We start from the raw sequence: 14,849 nt of genomic DNA on the forward strand, positions 1-14,849 counted from the left end.
GGGCTCCTCGATCACCTCGTCCGAATCCGCCGAGGCCTGCGCCGCCGCCTCGGCGAGCGCGTCCCCCGCGGCGTCGAGGTCCGGCTCGACCACGGCGTCCGGCTCGACCACGAGCTCCGGCGCGAGCTCGAGCTCGGGCTCGGGCTCCGGCGAGAGCTCGGGCTCCGCGATCTCGAGCGCGACCCCGTCCTCGGGAGGCGCCGGCGCGGGCTCCTCCTCGTCCTCGACGATCTCGTCGCCCTCCGTGCCGGCGGCGGCCAGCGCGAGCGCGTCGTCGTCGATCGGCTCGGCGAGCTCGGCGTCCGCGCCGGGGTCGATCACGACCTCCTCGACGTCGGCCGGCTCGAGCGCCACCTCCTCGGTGCCGCCGGCCGCGGCGGCCAGGGTCGCGAGCTCGGGGTGAGCGGGGGCGATGGCTCGGAGCCGCACCACCGCCTCGCGCGCGCGATCCGCCTCGCCGGCGGCGAGGAGCGCCCGGATCGCGGTCGCGCCGGCCGCCGCGGCCTCCGCGGGCCGCTTCGCGGCGAGGTGGACGTCGCGGATGCGCTCGTGGGCCTCGGCGCACTGCGGGTCGATCGCCAGGATCTTCCTGAGGTGATCGAGCGCCTTGTCGTGGAGACCGTACTTCACGTACACGTCGGTCTCGGTGAGCAGCTTCGGGATGGCGTCGGCGCCGCCGGGCCCGACCACCGCGGCGGGTGCGGCCCGAGCGCCCGGCGGAGGACCGGGCGGCGGGGCCCGCGGGGCCGCGGCCGGAGGGGGCACCGGCGGGGGCGTGGGGGTGCGCGCCGCGCCCAGCACGGCGGTGGCGTCCTCGTCGTGCGGGGCGAGCTCGAGGACCTTCCGCCAGGTGGCCTTCGCGTCGGCGGCGCGCCCCTGCTCCTCGTGGACGCGGGCGAGCTCCTTGTAGACCGACACCGTCTTGCTGGTCTGGCCCAGGTCGCGGAACGCCTGCGCGAGGAGGTGGAGCGTGTCCACGTCCTTCGGGTTCGCCTTGAAGCAGAGCTGGAGCTTGGCGAGGGCGCGCTTCGTGTCGCCCTTCGCGAGGTAGATGTTCGCGAGCTCCCGCGTGAGGGCGAGATCGTCGGGCTGGAGCGCCGCGATCCGCTCCGCGACCTTCAGGTACTCGTCCGTGCGGCTGTGCTTCTTCAGGTACTCCGCGGCGCGCCGGAAGCACTCGAGGGCGGGCCCGGGCTGGTTGGAGCGCGCGTGCAGCTCGCCGAGCTTGATCGAGGACGCGATGTTCTCGGGATCGAGCTCGACCATCCGCTGGAGGACGTCGATGAGCCGCGCGCCGTCGCCCGCCTTCTCGTAGGCGGTCGCCATGTGCTGGAGCTGGCCCATGGCGTCGCTGAGCAGCCCGAGCTGCTGGTACAGGCCCGCGAGCCGCTCGTTCACCCGGGTGTCGTCCGGGTCGAGCTTCACGATCTGCTTGTAGACGGCGACCGCCTTCAGGAAGAAGCCCTGCTCCGAGTAGGTCTCGGCGACGCGCTGGAAGGCGTCCGCGGCGAGCTTGTCCTCGCGCTTCTTCTGGTACAGCTCGCCGATCTTCAGGAGGATCCGGACGTCCTTGGGATCCTCGGCGGTGATCTTCTGGTACGCCGCGATCGCCTTGTCGAGCGCCCCCTTCTGGACCAGCTTCGTCGCCTCGGCGATGATCTTGTTCTTGTCGACAGCCATCGGGCCGGAGGTGCTCGCGAAGGGGGGAGCCGCGGCCGCGAGGGTGCGCGCGCGACGACGCGCACCGGCGCCGACGCGGAGCCAGGGCGTTCGCGAGCGTAACGGAAGGTGTCGGGTCCGGTCAAGCCGCGAATCCCGCGAAGTGACGCGGGATTTCGGTGATTCCGGGGGTCGGTGCTCAGGGCGCCCGACCCCCGGTCTCCCGATGCCGCCGGCGCGGCGGAGCGGCGCTACCCGGCCACGGCCTGGGAGGCCGGGGCCTCCTCCGGCACGGGCGGGTTCAGGATCTGCTCGACGATCCGGGTGTCGTACTGCCCCTGCACGAACGCGGGGAAGGTGAGCACGCGCTTGTGGAAGGGGATGTTGGTCTTGATCCCCTCGATCACGTACTCGCTCAGCGCCCGCATGGCGCGGCGGAGGGCGATCTCGCGGCTCGCCCCGGTGACGATGAGCTTCGCCACGAGGGAGTCGTAGTACGGCTGCACCTTGTACTGCTCGTACGCCATGGTGTCCACGCGCACGCCGTAGCCGCCCGGCTGGTGATACCCGGTGATCCGGCCGGGGGACGGCGCGAACGTCACCGGGTCCTCGGCGTTGACGCGGCACTCGATGCAGTGCGCGAGCGGCTTCACCGAGTCCTGCGTCCGCTCGAGCTTCTCGCCGGCGGCGAGCCGGATCTGCTCCCGCAGGAGGTCGAGCCCGTAGACCTGCTCGGTCACCGGGTGCTCCACCTGGATGCGGGTGTTCATCTCCATGAAGTAGTAGCGGCCGTTCTCGTCCATCAGGAACTCGATGGTCCCGACGTTGTTGTAGCCGACCTTCCTCATGGCCTGGAGGGCGACCTCGCCCATCTCGCGCCGCAGCGCGGGCGAGACGGCGGCGCTCGGCGACTCCTCGATGAGCTTCTGGTGGCGCCGCTGGACCGAGCACTCGCGCTCGCCGAGGTGGATGACGTTCCCGTGCTCGTCCGCCACGATCTGCATCTCGATGTGGCGGGGCATCTCGACGTACCGCTCGAGGTACATCGACCCGTCGCCGAACGCGTTCAGCGCCTCGGTCGAGGCGGTCTCGAACATCACCCGGATCTCGCTGCGCTGGCGGCAGATCTTCATGCCGCGCCCGCCGCCGCCGGCGGCGGCCTTGAGGATCACCGGGTACCCGACCTGCTCGGCGATCCGCTCGGCCTCGTCGGCGTCCGCGAGCTTCCCGCGCGCGCCCGGGAGGAGCGGCAGGCCCGCCTTCTCCATGGCCTCGCGCGCCGCCACCTTGTTGCCCATGAGGTGGAGCATCTCCGGGCGAGGGCCGATCCAGTGCAGGTTCATCTGCTGCACCATCGTGGCGAACTCGGCGTTCTCGGAGAGGAAGCCGTACCCTGGGTGAATCGCGTCGGCGCCCGTGATGTCCGCGGCCGCGAGGAGGGCGCGCGGGTTCAGGTAGCTCTGCTTGGACTGCGGCGGCCCGATGCAGATCGCCTCGTCGGCGAACCGGACGTGGAGCGACTCGGCGTCCGCGGTGGAGTGGACCGCCACGGTGGCGATCCCGAGCTCCTTGCACGCCCGGAGGACGCGGAGCGCGATCTCGCCGCGGTTGGCGATGAGGACCTTCTTGAACATGCGGCGCGCCTTTCCGGCTGTCGGGGCTAGCCCGGGACGATGCGGAAGAGCGGCTCGCCGAACTCCACCGGCGTGGCGTTCTGGACCAGGATCTCGGCCACCGTGCCGTCCACCTCGGCCTCGATCTCGTTCATGAGCTTCATCGCCTCGACGATGCAGAGCGTCTGCCCCTTCTTCACCTTCGCGCCGACGTCGACGAACGGGGCCGAGTCGGGCGAGGGCGCCCGGTAGAAGGTGCCGACGAAGGGCGAGCTCACGACCGTGCCCGGCTTGTCGGCGGGCTTGGCGTCGCCCTTCCCGGCGGCCGGCGCGGCGGGGGCCGGCGTCGGCACCGCCGCGAGCGGCGCGGGGACCGCGGCGGCGACCGGGGCCGCGTGGACGACCGGCGCGGCGACGACCGGCACCGCGACGTTGCCGCGGCGGATGACGACCTTCTCGGCCCCCTTCTGCCACGCGATGTGCGTGACGTCGCTCTTCTCGACGAGCTGGACGAGCTTCTTTACGTCCTCGAGGGAGAAGCCCACGTCGGCCGGGGTGGGCTCGGGGGTGCGCTCGGGCTGCTGCTTCAGCGAACGGGTCGCCATCGGTTCGTCTCCTGTGGGACGGGGTGGATAGGCGCCAACGGTGGAGAGGGTCGCGAGACTAGCCCGCGACGCGGGTGAGGTACTCGCCCGAGCGGGTGTCGATGCGCAGCGTGTCGCCCTCGTTCACGAAGAGGGGGACGTTGACGACGTAGCCGGTCTCGAGCTTCGCGGGCTTCGTCGCACCCGACACGGTGTCGCCGCGCACGCCCGGATCGCACTCGACGACCTGGAGGTCCATCGAGTTCGGGAGGGTCACGCCGATCGCGCTCCCGTTGAAGAACAGGATGTGCGTGGTCGTGTTCTCCTTGATGAAGTTCTTCGCGTCCCCCATCTGCTCGGCGGTGAGGAACGTCTGCTCGAAGTTCTTGTTGTCCATGAAGTTGTAGTGGTCGCCCTCGCGGTAGAGGTACTGCATCTCCTTCTCCTCGATGTCGGGCTTGCCCACCACGTCACCGGACTTGAACGTCCTGTCGATCGTGCGGCCGGTGATGAGGTTCTTGATGCGGGTCCGCACGAACGCCGAGCCCTTGCCCGGCTTCACGTGCTGGAACTCGACGATCTCCCACGGCTCCTTCTCGATCTCGATCTTGAGGCCGCGGCGGAACGCCGAGGTGTCCAGGGTGTCTGCCATGTCTCGCTGCTCCTTCGAATCCCTCTGCTGAGGATGCGGGAAAGATGTTCCTCGCCCGGCGTCCCCGCCTCGCGGGAGGGGCGGCCGCCGCGGCGAGCGCCGGCGCTAGAGCTCCGACCGTAGCTTCGGGGCGGTGACGCGCAGCAGGTAACGCGCCTTGCCGAAGTTCCCTTCCGGCGTGAGCGCCAGCGCCATGAAGTACTCCGGCGTCACGAGCCGGGCCACGGTGACGAGCCGCTCGGTCGAGATCGAGAGCTCGTCGATCCCGCCGGCCTGGTGCGCCTCGGCCGCCTCGCGGGCGGTGCGGAAGAGGCTCGAGTACTCGACGAGGAGCGACTTCACGTCCACCGTGCCGCCGCCCTCGACGTGGCTGTCGACCTCGATGCCGTCGACGCCCATGAGCGTGCAGGCGACCGCGCCGTCACAGCTCCGGCAGACCTCCTGCAAATGCTCGCGAAAGCCCATGGTCGAATGCCTCCGGCGTGAAAAGCTCCGTGTTTTTCGGGGGCTGACGCCAGGAGAACGGCCCGTTCTAGCCTGCCCCCGCGCTGAAGGTCAAGAACCGGGACGGACGCGGTGCGTCAGATGCATGCGATGTGCGCGGCCCTTCCCTCCACCTCGGGCCCGACGGAGCCGGCGGCCGGGTCCTACCGCGGGTGTGGGTCGAGCCCTCATGACGAGGCCGACCGCGCCCGGCCGGCCCCGTCCCCGGAGAGCCGCCGCGGCGGCGGCCCCCCGCTCCCCGCCGGCTCTACCTGCCGGCCGCGATGGTCGCCTGCCGGTTCAGGATCCGGGGGGTGATGAAGATGAGGAGCTCGGTGACGTCGTCCTCGTCGGTCGTGCTCCGGAAGAAGTAGCCGATGAGCGGCAGCTTCCCGAGGAACGGCACCTCGGACCGGTGGCTCGACATCTGGCGGGTGTAGATGCCGCCGATGACGGTGGTCTCGCCGTCCTTCACCAGGACCTCCGTCTCCGCCTCGCGCTTCGAGATGGAGGGCTGCCCGTTCGCGCCGGTGAGCTGCGGGTTCGCCGCGTTGTTGCTCGCCCTGATCTTGAGGAGGATCGACCCGTCCTGCGAGACGTGCGGCGTCACCTTCAGCTCGAGCTTCGCCTCGATGAAGGTGGTGTTCACGCCCGAGGCCGACGTCTGGGAGAACGGGATCGAGATGCCCTGCCCGATCGTCGCCTCCTTGTTGTCGAGGGTGGCGATCTTCGGGGCCGAGATGGTCTTCACCACGCCGGAGTTCTCGAGCGCAGAGAGGCGCAGGTTCAGGTTGAACGCGCCGTTGGCGCTCCCGAACACGAACCCGATGCCGCCGCCCGCGCCCTGGCCGATCGCCGCGGGGAGGTTCACCGCGTAGTTCGGGGTGGAGGCGGTGCCGTCGTTCGGGCTCTGACCAGCCGCGCCGGCCGCGGCGGCGTTGTGGGGGAAGCTCACGCCGAGGGGGTTGTTGGTCGCCTGCGTGAAGGAGGCGTTGCCGCCCCACTGGATGCCGATCGCCCGGTTGAAGTTCTTCGAGGCCTCCACGATCCGGCTCTCGATCAGCACCTGCGGGGTCTCGGTGTCGAGGTTCCGGACGAGCTGCTCGGCGCGGATCAGGTTGTCCTCGATGTCCTTCACGATGAGGACGTTCGTCCGCTCGTCGGTGGAGACCGAGCCGCGCTCGGAGAGGATGTCCTTCACGCGGGCCGACATGTCGTTCGCCCGCGCGAAGTTCACCGGGATGATCCGGACCTTGAGCGGGACGAGGGGGATGAGCTCCTTCGCCGCGTCGGCCCGGGCCTTCTGCTCCTTCGCGATGTCCTCGAACTTCGCGATCCGGATGACGTTGCCCATCACCTCCTTGCCGAGCCCCTTGGAGCGGAGGACGAGATCGAGCGCCTGATCCCAGGGCACGTTCCGGAGCGAGACGGTGACCTTGCCGCTCACGTCGTCGGCGACGACGATGTTCTTCTTCGAGACGTCGGCGATCAGGCGGAGGAGGTTGCGGATCTCGATGTCGTGGAAGTCGAGGGTGATGCGCCGGCCGGTGTAGCCGCGCGCCTGCGGGGCGCCGGAGAGCGCGAAGGAGGGCGCCTCGGCCGCGAACCCGGCCGCCTGGGCCTCGCTCGCCTCGACCTTCGGCGATTCGCCGGCCTCGGAGAGCGTCCAGGCGTAGCCGTCGCGGGTCTCCACGATCCGGTCGATCGCCTTGCCGCGCAGGCTCGCGACGATGCGGACCTGCCCGGTGCCAGGCTGGTTGAAGGAGGAGACCATCATCACCGGGCCCTTGAAGGCCGTGGTGTCGAGCGACCGCTCGAGCGCCTTCGGGAGCTCGGCGCCGTCGAGGGTGAGGACGACCGTGCGCGGGTCGGGGCGGGCGATGACGTAGGGCGCCTTGCCTGCGATCTGGATGCGCGCCTGACCGCCGTCGCTCGTGAAGCGGACGTCGGAGATCCGCGCGCGGCTCGCGTGCGCGGGCTCGGCGGCCGCCTCGGCGGTGCGCTCGGGGCGGGCGGACGGGCTCGGCTTCGCCTGGGCGGGCGAGGAGGCCCGGGCGGTGCGCGCGCCGGCGACGACCGCGATGCCGCCGCGCACGCGCCGGACCTCGTAGGCGGGGAGCGAGCCGGTGGCGTCGAGCACCACGCGGACCTTGCCGGCGTCCTTGCCGAAGCGCACCTGGCTGAACGGACCGTCGAGCTGGACCGCGCCGCGCGGGGCGCGGGCGACGCCGTGGAGGTCGAGGGCGAGGCGCGCCGGGTCGCGGAGCTCGATGATCTCGATGCGCGCGACGTCGCCGTCGGTGGCGAGGACCAGCCGGTCCTCGCCGGGGCGGACCGCCGTGACGGCCCGCGCGGGCTTGCGGGCCTTCGCCTCGTCGACGCGATGGGCGACGACGTGATCGTCCTCCCCGCCACGCGACTCCGTCGCGGCCGGCGCCGGCGCCGGCTCGGCGGCGCCGCTCCGCTCGGCGCGAGCGGCCTGGAGCGGCTCGGTCGCCTTGCGGGCGCGGGGCTCCGCCTGGACCGCGGGCTTCGGCGCGACCGGGGCCGTCGCGGTGGCGCCGTCCGGGCCGAGGACGCGGACCACGACCGCGTCCCCGCGCGGCGTCACCTCGTAGCGGCGCGGGCCGTCCAGCGCGACGATGACGCGCCCCACGGCGCTCCGCTCGTCCTGGTACTGCGCGGTCGAGACCGACACCACGCCGCCCTTCCCCACCGGGACGGGCGAGGCCACCGCGGACACGTCCGCGCCGGCCAGGTCCACCACCAGGCGAGGCGGATCCTGGAGCTTGAAGACCGAGTACGACGGCGGCCGGGAGCCCTGGATGGCGAGCTCGAGGGCGCCGTCCTTCTCGGCCGCGTCGATGGCGCGGATCGCGTTCGCGTCCGGGGTTGGCGCCGCGACCGCGAGGGCGCCCCAGAGGAGCAGGCCGGCGGAGGACATGAGGCGGGATTTCATTGGGAGCTACTCCTCGAGGTTGAGCGCCGCCTGCTTCGGGAGGCGGAGCACGGTCTGCGTGGGGTCACGGGTGCCGTCGGCGCGGATCACCCACTCCGAGACCACGACGCCGTCGCTGCGGACCGCCGCCACGACGCCGCCGTTCTTTCCGATGCACGCGCCACGGCGGAGGCTGTACCCCGTGCCGTTCGGCGCCTCGACCATCGCGACCGGATCCTCGAGGCCGGTCACGACGGCGACGAGCTTGAGCTGCTCGATCTCGAACCGGCCGAGCGGGGTGGTGCAGCGGGTCTGCGCCTTCTGCTTCTCGCCGGAGAGATCGGACAGGAACGAGCGGAAGGGGTCGCGCTTCCCGACCGAGGAGTAGGTCCACTCCTCCTCGGCGGGCTTCTTCGCCGCGTCGTTTGCGGCGGGTGCCTTCGCGGTGGCGGTCGCGGTGGCGGCGGACGCGGCCGGCGTAGCGGCGTGCGCGGGCGCGGCGCGGCGCGGGGGCGGCTGCTTGCCGCACGCGGCGAGCGCGGCGGACAGGGCGATGAGGGCGAGAGCTCGACGGGGGCGCATGGGATCGATCCTCGCGCTGCTACTTCTTCTTCGGCGCCGTGGCGCTCTTCGGTTCGATGAACATGAAGGCCGTCGCGACGAACTTTCCGCTCACCACGACGCGACCGCTGACGTCCTTCGGGTTCTGCATCTGGATCCCGCTCACGTTCACGATCCGGCGCAGACGGCCGAGGGAGTCGAAGAAGGTCGCGATCTCGTGGAAGTTGCCGGCCACCTCCATCTGGATCGGCAGCTTCGCGTAGAAGTCCTTCGGCTCCTGCGCCTTGGGCTCGATGCTCACGATCTCGAGCCCGGCCTTCTGGGCGCGGTCCTGGAACTGGTCGAGGATGTCCTCGATCTTCTTCTGCTCCGGCAGCTCGGCGAGGGCCTCGTTCAGCTGCTGCTCGAGGAGCTCGCGCTCGCGGCGGAACCGGTTCAGGTCGTTCGCGATGCCGGTCTTGTACGCGAGGTCGGCGGAGAGCCGCTTCTGCTCGGCATTGGTCCGCGTGATCTTCTGCTCGATCTCGGAGATCGGCGCTCCGAACGTGGCGGACACGATGAAGTAGTTGAGCGCGGTGAGCACGACCACCACGCCGGCGACGACCGCGACCTTGACGCCGGTCTGGGTCTTCGCGATCTGGTCGAGGAGCTTCTCCATGGCGCTACCCCTTCGCCTTCCGCGCGCCCGGCGCGCCGGCGGCTTCCTCGAGCTTCGGGGCGTACTTGGTGGACGCGTTGATGGAGAAGTCCACCACCCGGTAGCCGCTGTCCGTCTTCGCGGTGGTCTTCTTGAGCTCGACGTCCCCGAAGTACTTCGAGGTGATGAGGCTCTCCATGAACTGGGAGACGTCGTAGTTGCTCGCCGCGCTCCCCTCGAACTTGATGTGCCCGTCCTTCTCGTCGAGGGTCCGGAGCGAGAGGTTCTTGGGGGTGATCTGCGCCAGCTCGTCGAGCATCTTCACCGGGCCGCTGCGCCCCTTCTTCAGCGCGTCGAGGACGGCCAGCTTCTTCTTGAGCTCCTCCTGCTGCGCCTTGAGGCTCGTGACCTCGCCGATGATCTGATCGAGGCGGGCGATGTCGGCCTTCGTCTTCGCGACGGCGGCCTGCTTCCGCTTCAGCTCGTCCGCCCGGCTCTGCGCCCACATCACGTTCCCGACGATCCCCGCGAGGAGGACGACGGCGAACAGCACGAGCTGCTGCTTGCCCGCCTCCTTCTTCTTCGAGACTCGGACGGCGACGAGGTTGATCCGGACCATGGCTACTTGTCCCCGGGACGGCGGAGGGCGAGCCCGACCGAGACGGCGGCGGCGGGGGCGGCGGCCAGGATCGCCGCCGGATCGAACTTCCGGTTGTCGATCTCGATGTTCTTGAACGGGTTCAGCACCTCGACCGGCACGCCCGCGCGCTGCTCGAGGACCTTGAAGAGCGCGGGGATGCGGGCGGTCCCGCCGGACAGGTAGACCCGGGACAGCGTGCCGCCCGGCGCGGTCGAGGCGTAGAAGTCGAGGGAGCGCTGGAGCTCGCCGCCCATCTGGTCGGCGACCCCCTGGATCACCCGCTCGACCTCCTGCGGGACGACCGCGTCGGACTCGCCCTGCCCGCCCACCTTCAGCGCGTCCGCCTCCTCGTAGGAGATGTTGAGCTGCTTCTGGATCTCCTCGGTGAAGGCGTTCCCGCCCATCGTGATGTCGCGCGTGAAGGTCGTCACCCCGCGGGACACGATGTTGATGCTCGAGACGGCGGCGCCCACGTTGACGAGCACGACCGTGTCCTCGGCGCCGAGGTCGTAGTTCGCCTCGTACGCGTTCTGGACCGCGAACGCGTCCACGTCCACCACGGTGGTGGTGAGGCCGGCCTCCGCGCAGACCGAGGCGTAGTCGTTGATCATGTCCTTCTTGGCGGCGACCAGGAGGACGTCCATCTGCCCCGCGGCGTCCCCCTCCGGCGTGAGGATCTGCGTGTCGATGTTCACGTCCTTCACGTCGAAGGGGATGTACTGCTCCGCCTCCCACTGGATCGACTCGTCGAGCTCCTCCTGCGTCATGCGCGGGAGGGAGATCTTCTTGATGATGACCGAGTGGCCGCCGATGCCGATGGCGACCTCCTTGGTCTTGAGCTTCTGCTGCGCGACGACGTCCTGGATCGCCTGGACGATGGCCGAGGAGTTCATCAGCGCCCCGTCCACGATCGCCTCGGGCGGCAGCGGCGCCGTCCCGAACGCCTGGAGCGCGTACCCGCCTCGCTTCTCCTTGAGCTGGACGAGCTTCACGCTGGAGGAGCCGATGTCGAGCCCTACGGCGAGCTTGCTCTTCGCCATGGCGCTCCCTTCACTTCCGGCACGGGCGCGAGCGCCCGTGCCTCGTCTCGAGCCCCGCCCCGTCGCGGCGGCTCATGGTCGGCGGAGGTCCGGAGGTCACGGGGTGCGCCCTCCGCTGCGCCCGGCGCCGAACACCTTGCGCCGGTCCGAGGGCGTGAGCCCCAGCGCGAGGATGATCTTCCGCTTCGTGTCCACGCGGCACTCGAGCCCGCTCTCGATGCGCGAGATCGTGAGCGGGGAGATCCCCGCCTTCCGCGCGAGCTCGGCCTTCGTGAGCAGCTGCTCCTCGCGGAGCCGCTGCACGTTGTTGCGCGCGCGGCGCGCCATCCCCCTGCTCCCCGGTGCGTTGGGCGATCGGCCAGGCATGCGGTGCCACGCTAAGCGATCGCGACCGATGGGATCAAGAAAGCGGCAGGCGCCGGTATCGGCGGCTGTGGGACAGGAGATATCGGAGCGGCGAAGCGATGCCTAATTATAGGTTATACGGTGCGTACGTGTTCGCTCCACGTACACGTCGCGGTCCGGCCCGCGCGCCGGGCTCCGCTCGTCGCCCCGACCGCACCCGCCACGCGCCCTCACCCCAGGCCGTAGTCCTTGATCTTGTAGAGCAGCGCCCGGTAGGACAGCTCGAGCAGCTCCGCCGCCCGCGTGCGGTTGCCGCCGGTCCGCTCCAGCGCGGCGCGGATGAGCTGCTCCTCGAGGGCGCGGGTCGCCCGCTTCACCGAGAGCGTCCCCTCCGGCGCGGAGCCCGGGGCGGCGGCGCGCGCCGGCCCCGGCCGCACCGCCTCCGGCAGGTCCTCCTCGCGGATCACCGGGCCGTCCGCGAGCACCACCGCCCGCTCCAGGGCGTGCTCGAGCTCGCGCACGTTGCCCGGCCAGCGGTGCGCGAGCAGCGCGTCGCGCGCCTCCGGGGAGAGCTCCGGCGGCGCGAGCTCCGGGCGCAGCCGTGCGTACCGGGCGAGGAAGTGCGCCGCGAGCGCCGGGATGTCCTCGCGCCGCTCCCGGAGCGGCGGGAGCCGGATCGCGACCACGTTGAGCCGCCAGTAGAGGTCCTCGCGGAACTGCCCCGCCCGCACCGCCTGCCCCAGATCGCGGACGGTCGCGGCGACCACCCGCACGTCCACCTTGCGCGCCCGGACGTCGCCGACCGGCCGCACCTCCTCCTCCTGGAGGAACCGCAGGAGCTTCACCTGGACCGCGAGGGGCAGCTCGCCGATCTCGTCGAGGAAGAGCGTCCCCCCGTCCGCCTCGGCCGCGAGCCCCTTCTTGTCGCGGCGGGCGTCGGTGAACGCGCCCTTCACGTGGCCGAACAGCTCGGACTCGAGGAGCGGCTCCGGGATCGCCCCGCAGTTCACCGCCACGAACGGGAAGCTCGCGCGCGGGGAGAGCTCGTGGAGGGTCCGCGCGATGAGCTCCTTGCCGGTGCCCGACTCGCCCTCGAGGAGCACGGTGGTCTTCTGCGGTGCCACCTTGCGCACCTGCCGGAGCGTCGCCGTCATCGCCGCCGAGGTCCCGACGATCGCGTCCGGGCGGTAGGCCGCCGCGAGCTCGCCGCGCAGCCGGCGGTTCTCGCGGGCGAGCCGCTCGCGCTCCTCCGCCTTGCGGAGCAGCAGGACCACGTCGTCCGGCTTGAACGGCTTCGGCAGGTAGTCGTAGGCGCCCGCCTTCATCGCGTCGATGGCGGCGTCGTGGGTGCCGTAGGCGCTCATCACGACGACGAGCAGCTCCGGCGCCGCCTGTTGCAGCGCCCGGACGAGCGCGAGCCCGCCCATCCCCGGCATCCGCACGTCGGTGAGGACGAGGTCGTAGTCGTGCGCCTCGAGCTCCCGGAGCGCGTCCTCGGCGGTCGCGACCGCGCGGGCGTCGTACCCCCGGTCGCTCAGGATCACCGACAGGAGGTGGCGCATGGACGACTCGTCGTCCACGATGAGCACGCTGCGGAGCACCGGGGCGCGAGTCTACCACGGGGCCAGAGACCGCCCGCGCCTGGCCGGCGAGATCCGCGAGCGGCTCGCGCGTCCTCCGTGCGATGCTCCCCGACCTCGAGGAGGCGACCGGATGCCTGGGGACCACGAGAGCCTCGAGGTGGGATGGAGCCGACGCGGCGCGCGCGGCCGGCCTGGCGTGCTAGGAAAGTCGGCATGCGTCCCATCCTCGAGCCGCACACGCGCGCGCCTCGCGCCTCCCTCCTCCTCGCCGGAGCCCTCGCGTTCACGGCGGCGGCCTACGCGCAGGCTCCCCGGGGCGGCTTCGTCTGGGACGACTGGCCCCTCATCGAACGGAGCGCTTCCGTCCAGGCGGGCTCGAACATCGGCGCGTTCTTCACGAAGCCATTCTGGGATCGGTCCGAGGCGGACGAGCCGACGTCCGTGTACTACCGGCCGCTCACGACGATGACCTACTGGCTGGACCAGCAGCTCTCGGGTGGCAGCCCCGGCTGGTTTCACCTCGTCAACGTCCTCCTCCACCTGGGGTGCGTGATCCTCGTCTTCCACCTCGCGCTGCGTGCCGGGGGATCGCCGGTCGCGGCGGGGCTGGCGGCGGCGCTCTTCGGCGCCGCCCCTCGCCTCACCGAGAGCGTGGCCTGGATCTCGGGCCGCACCGACCTCCTCGCCACGCTGTTCGCGCTGCTGGCCGTCGCGCTTCACCGCCCCGGGCGCGACGCGATGGCGCGCCGGGTGGCCGCCGCGGCCGCCATCCTCCTCGGGCTCCTGTGCAAGGAAGTGGCGCTGGCCGCGCCGGCCGGGCTCGCAGCCGCCGCCGTCGCGCGCGCGCGCCGTGAGCACCGGCCGCTCCGCAGCGTGGCTGCCGAGCTTCTCCCCTCTGCCGTGGCCGTCGCCGCCTACGGGGTGCTCCGGCTCGCCGCCATGGCGGGCGTACGGAAACTCTCCCTCGGATCGACGTTCGCGGAGCGGCTCCGCGCCGGCGCCGAGGCGCTCGGGACCTATCTCGTCATGCTCCTCGATGCCCTCCGGCCGCGGCTCCAGATCGGCGAGCTCCAGCGAGCCGACCCGACGCTCGCCGTGCTGGGCGTCGCGATCGCGATCGCGCTCGCCTCCCTGGCGGTCCGCGCCTGGCGCCGCGGCATCGCTCCCGAGATCGCCGCCGCCGTCGCCATGGCGGCCGTCTCGATCGCCCTCGTCCTCCACGTCATTCCCATCCGCGTGAACGTAGTCGCCGCCGACCGCTTCCTCTACCTCCCCATCGCGGCGCTCGCGGTTGCGGCCGCGGGCGCGGCCCGAGCGTGGGCGCCCGCCACTCGTCGCAGGGCCGCGGTGACGGCGCTCCTCGTCGCCCCCGTCTTCGCCGCGGCGACCTGGCTCCGGGTGCAGGACTGGGTGGACGAGGAGCGGCTCTGGCGCGAGGCGGTGCGGACGACCTCGCCGTCGAACGTTCTCCCCGGCTTGGAACTCGGGAACGTGCTGTTCCGGGCTAGGCGCTACGAGCAGGCGCTCCCCGTTTACGAGCAGGCGTACGCTCACGCCACCCAGGTGGGCTTTCGAAGCGCCGCCCTCGGAAGCCTCGCGAACACGCTGTCGGAGCTGGGGCAGTACGACCGCGCGCGCGCCCTGATGCGGGAGCTCGTCGCCACGGAGCCGCGCGTCGCGCTGGACTGGTACAACCTCGGGTTGATCGAGGCGCGGCGCCTCGACTTCGACGCCGCCGACCGCGAGCTGCGCGAGGCGGTCCGGCTCTATCCCGAGTACCAGGAAGCGGCGAACGCGCTCGCTCGCCTTCCGAAGCTGCGCGCCGAAGCGGCGGCCCTCCCATCCGAGCGCCCGGAGGACTCGACGCCACTCCGCTCGCGCCGGGCGCGCTTCTTCGCGAGTCTGGGGCGGGATCTCGACGCCGCACGGATCCACGCCGCGGTCGCGGCCGCGCCGGACGCCACGCGCGACGAAGTTCTCGAGGCCGCCCACTTTCTGGTCCGACGAGGGCGCGACCCGCAAGCGGCGAAGAAGGCGCTCTCGCGAGCGCAGGCGCTGGGTGCCGATCCGGCCGCGCTCAGGGCGCTGATCGACTCCGGCGGGTCACCCTGACC

At 71.6% G+C, this 14,849-nt stretch carries 13 protein-coding genes; 1 reads left to right on the top strand and 12 read right to left on the bottom strand.

Annotated elements, in window-relative coordinates:
- From MNZ27_RS15970 to MNZ27_RS16025, 12 genes are all read right to left on the bottom strand, one after another.
- Positions 1 to 1,680: tetratricopeptide repeat protein (locus MNZ27_RS15970; protein WP_242395087.1), on the bottom strand; the 1,680-nt coding region annotated here is incomplete at its 3' end.
- Between the two features lie 230 nt (positions 1,681 to 1,910).
- Entirely contained in the window at positions 1,911 to 3,293 is a 1,383-nt protein-coding gene (gene accC, locus MNZ27_RS15975; protein WP_242395088.1) for an acetyl-CoA carboxylase biotin carboxylase subunit, read from the bottom strand.
- Between the two features lie 26 nt (positions 3,294 to 3,319).
- Complete coding sequence (accB, locus tag MNZ27_RS15980) at positions 3,320 to 3,877, bottom strand: acetyl-CoA carboxylase biotin carboxyl carrier protein (RefSeq protein WP_242395089.1); 558 nt, start codon at positions 3,875 to 3,877, stop codon at positions 3,320 to 3,322.
- Positions 3,878 to 3,935: 58 nt separating this feature from the next.
- Positions 3,936 to 4,508: an elongation factor P gene (efp, locus tag MNZ27_RS15985; protein ID WP_242395090.1), complete on the bottom strand. Its 573-nt coding sequence runs from the start codon at positions 4,506 to 4,508 to the stop codon at positions 3,936 to 3,938.
- Positions 4,509 to 4,613: 105 nt separating this feature from the next.
- Entirely contained in the window at positions 4,614 to 4,973 is a 360-nt protein-coding gene (locus MNZ27_RS15990) for a roadblock/LC7 domain-containing protein (protein WP_242395091.1), read from the bottom strand.
- A 286-nt stretch (positions 4,974 to 5,259) separates the two neighbouring features.
- Positions 5,260 to 7,950, bottom strand: coding sequence for a type IV pilus secretin family protein (gene pilQ, locus MNZ27_RS15995; RefSeq protein WP_242395092.1), 2,691 nt, complete (start codon positions 7,948 to 7,950; stop codon positions 5,260 to 5,262).
- A gap of 6 nt (positions 7,951 to 7,956) precedes the next feature.
- Positions 7,957 to 8,511, bottom strand: coding sequence for a pilus assembly protein PilP (locus MNZ27_RS16000; protein WP_242395093.1), 555 nt, complete (start codon positions 8,509 to 8,511; stop codon positions 7,957 to 7,959).
- 19 nt (positions 8,512 to 8,530) lie between these two features.
- Positions 8,531 to 9,148, bottom strand: coding sequence for a type 4a pilus biogenesis protein PilO (pilO, locus tag MNZ27_RS16005; RefSeq protein WP_242395094.1), 618 nt, complete (start codon positions 9,146 to 9,148; stop codon positions 8,531 to 8,533).
- A 4-nt stretch (positions 9,149 to 9,152) separates the two neighbouring features.
- On the bottom strand, positions 9,153 to 9,746 hold the full coding sequence (locus MNZ27_RS16010; protein ID WP_242395095.1) for a PilN domain-containing protein: 594 nt from the start codon (positions 9,744 to 9,746) through the stop codon (positions 9,153 to 9,155).
- A gap of 2 nt (positions 9,747 to 9,748) precedes the next feature.
- Complete coding sequence (gene pilM, locus MNZ27_RS16015) at positions 9,749 to 10,807, bottom strand: type IV pilus assembly protein PilM (protein ID WP_242395096.1); 1,059 nt, start codon at positions 10,805 to 10,807, stop codon at positions 9,749 to 9,751.
- 96 nt (positions 10,808 to 10,903) lie between these two features.
- The gene (locus tag MNZ27_RS16020) at positions 10,904 to 11,134 is read right to left on the bottom strand and encodes a helix-turn-helix transcriptional regulator (protein ID WP_242395097.1); all 231 of its coding nucleotides are present in this window, start codon (positions 11,132 to 11,134) and stop codon (positions 10,904 to 10,906) included.
- A 248-nt stretch (positions 11,135 to 11,382) separates the two neighbouring features.
- On the bottom strand, positions 11,383 to 12,753 hold the full coding sequence (locus tag MNZ27_RS16025; RefSeq protein ID WP_308197974.1) for a sigma-54-dependent transcriptional regulator: 1,371 nt from the start codon (positions 12,751 to 12,753) through the stop codon (positions 11,383 to 11,385).
- Positions 12,754 to 12,948: 195 nt separating this feature from the next.
- On the opposite strand from MNZ27_RS16025, the gene MNZ27_RS16030 reads away from it, so the two are divergent.
- Complete coding sequence (locus MNZ27_RS16030) at positions 12,949 to 14,847, top strand: tetratricopeptide repeat protein (RefSeq protein WP_242395098.1); 1,899 nt, start codon at positions 12,949 to 12,951, stop codon at positions 14,845 to 14,847.
- Positions 14,848 to 14,849: the final 2 nt, after the last annotated feature.

It is taken from the genome of Anaeromyxobacter oryzisoli (assembly GCF_022690765.1).
Lineage (GTDB): Bacteria > Myxococcota > Myxococcia > Myxococcales > Anaeromyxobacteraceae > Anaeromyxobacter > Anaeromyxobacter oryzisoli.